This window comes from Candidatus Erwinia dacicola (genome assembly GCF_001756855.1).
Taxonomy (GTDB): Bacteria; Pseudomonadota; Gammaproteobacteria; order Enterobacterales; family Enterobacteriaceae; genus Erwinia; species Erwinia dacicola.
Genome location: NZ_MAYS01000123.1, coordinates 1 through 2531, shown reverse-complemented (window position 1 = coordinate 2531; position 2531 = coordinate 1). Strand labels below are relative to the sequence as shown.

Sequence of the window (2531 nt, the reverse complement as noted above, 5' to 3'; positions counted from 1 at the left end):
GGACGGCAGACCGCCGCTGGCGGTAATCACCACGTCCACGGTGCCGTAGCCCCGGCGCAGGGGGTAAACATACGCTTCCGTCACGCCGCTGACCTCCATCGCCCAGCGGCGGTAGTCGTATTTGTTGCCCCCGGCTGGCGTGCGGCGCATCAGCTCCAGCAGACGCGAAAGCAGCGAGGTATCGCTCTCGGCATCAGTGCCACCACGCATGGTTTTAATCGTCACCGCGCTGTCGATACCCTGCGGGGCACTGAGCAGTGTTGCGGTGGTGTTGTCGCTGAGGTTGCCCATGATGCCAGGAGTCATGGCGCTGGCGCTCACGGTGACGGTGCCTTTATCGCTGAGCGTGGCCTCAGCCGTGGTCTGGTACAGAATATTGCCGCCACGTGGACGGAACTGCAGACCACTGGGCACTTTCAGTCCCGCAGAGCCGGTGAATGCTGCCTGACCGCTTGCTGCACTGGCAGGCTTGGGTGACAGGCCGCGTGAGCGGGCGTGCATCACCAGCCAGTCGTGGTCGGCGGTGTCCGGGAATATCTGACGCAGTATCCAGCTCTGGTCGTTGTACAGCCCCTGCGCCACGCCGGAGACGGCATTCGCCCGGATAGCGTAGTCGCTGTCACCGGAGACGTCCGCATCCGGGAGCTGGTTGCGGATATCCCTGAGCTGTTGTTGAGTCATGTCGGCGAGTGCCGGTACGCTGCGAGCCATAATTCCCCGTTTAAACCACTTTGACCGGATGCCGGAAGGTCAGCACATCCCCGCCCGCGCTGGTGACCGTGATGGAAAGCCGCAGCCAGCCGGTTTCAGGCGAGGTGACGACCACATCCACAGCGGTCGCCCGTTTGTCATCAATCAGCGGCTGCAGCGCCTGTTCGGCATACTGGCGGGCCAGTGTGTGGGTCTGCGGCATATCCTTCGCGCGGGCCAGTTCGTGCAGGCGAGACCCCATCTGCGGGTCAGCCCAGTACGTGCCCTTGCGGATGCGCAGACGCAGCCAGACCGCGTTATGCAGGTCGGTGCAGCGTTGTCCGGTGTAATCGCCGGTGGTGTGATCGATATAGGCGTCCATAGCGGGCAGAATGCCGCAGGGGGAATAAGGCAGGAAGGTACGGAGGTGAAGCGGCTAAGTCCGGGGCGATACCGCCCCGGTGGGGTTATGCGTTTTTGGGCTGGCCTGACGGGCCATTCGGGGTGTCGTGGATGTGAGGCCAAATTTTAACACCGTTGATGGTGACAGCCACCGAGGTGATGGTGCCGCCTTTATGGCTGATATTACCCTCAAACGAGGCCGTCACGCCACCGTCGCCGCCTTTGATGGCCATACCGCCGTTACCGCTGATAAGTCCTTGTGCAGTGAGTTTTTCGGATGTACTCAGCTCCGGCGTGGTGAATGCCACCGACTCCGAGGCGTTTACCTTCATACGTTTGCAGTCCAGCTCCCAGTCGTCGCAGGTGACAGCGATGATGCGGTTACGCTTCAGAACGATGCTGGCTCCCTCATCGGTATAGATGGCCACCTCGCCGGATTCCAGCCCCTGCAGACGGTAGCTGCAGTGTTCGGTGGCAATCACGATCCCATGGCTGGTACGCCCGCCCGGCGGCAACACGATCGCCATCGCACCCTCTGGCGGTGCGGCAGTGAAGCCGTACTGCTGAAACATCTCGATGCCTTCCAGCCCTTCAGGGGCCAGCCCGGCCACCTGCGCGGTCTGGACGCCGCCCGTGGTGGTGATACAGGTCAGCACGCTGCGAAAGGCCAGACGTATGCCACCGAGCGCCTTGCGAATGCGCTTATCTATCAGTGCCGAAAAATCAGGCATTGTCGACCTGCTCCCATGTTGTCCACAGTCCCTTGTCTTTTTTGCCGCGCCGGTGCCCTTTACGGTGGCCGGACTTCGGATACGCATCCGGTAGCCAGATACCATCTTCACGCAACAGCAGCGAGGTTTCCTGCCGCTGGCCACGTCCGCCCCGGAAGGTGCGCCGCATGATGAAGTAAACATCGTCCACCCCGTGAACGTCGCTTTTAACGTAAACCCGCTGGCCTGGTGCCCACAGCGTGCCGTTCGCGGTAGTGAAGCCGCGCAGGGTGGCCGAGAGCGCAAAACCGTTCAGCCTGGCATCCGCCTGCAGCTTGCGGGCGCGGAACTGCACCTCTTCATCACTCTGTGAGTCACCCTCCACCACGATACGCGGGCGGTAAAGCGTCATGGTGGTGTCCTTCACCGTGCATTTACGGTTTGCCTTGCCATCCTCATGACCCGTGCCGTGGCCCTGCGCCAGTACCGTGGTCTGAGAGTAACGCCCGCTCATGTCGGTACGCTTGCCCAGCCTGAGCAGATTATTGTTCTGGCCGTCATGGTGCATGATGAGTGTATCCACCGGCGTGGCGCTGTAGTCCGGCCCACCGATAATCAGGGTGCCGTCCGGGGCCATCCACGGCCACAGGCCGCTCATTTCAGCGACGCGCTTCAGTGCATCCCACGCGCTGTCACCCGGCTCGATGCTGACCTTCTTCACGCTGCCGG

Annotated in this window: 3 protein-coding genes and 1 pseudogene; all 4 read right to left on the bottom strand. The window is 62.2% G+C overall.

The genetic code is table 11. The annotated features are described in order from the left end of the window. A partial coding sequence (locus tag BBW68_RS03795) for a baseplate J/gp47 family protein (protein WP_070134065.1) occupies positions 1–711 on the bottom strand: 711 nt, incomplete at its 3' end. A 10-nt stretch (positions 712–721) separates the two neighbouring features. Next, a complete protein-coding gene (locus tag BBW68_RS03790; RefSeq protein WP_070134064.1) occupies positions 722–1072 on the bottom strand; it encodes a phage GP46 family protein in 351 nt (116 codons plus the stop codon). An 85-nt stretch (positions 1073–1157) separates the two neighbouring features. Continuing rightward, the gene (locus BBW68_RS03785) at positions 1158–1823 is read right to left on the bottom strand and encodes a phage baseplate assembly protein V (RefSeq protein ID WP_070134063.1); all 666 of its coding nucleotides are present in this window, start codon (positions 1821–1823) and stop codon (positions 1158–1160) included. Then, positions 1816–2531: pseudogene (locus tag BBW68_RS03780) on the bottom strand (phage tail protein); the annotation flags it as partial. The pseudogene BBW68_RS03780 and the gene BBW68_RS03785, both read right to left, overlap by 8 nt.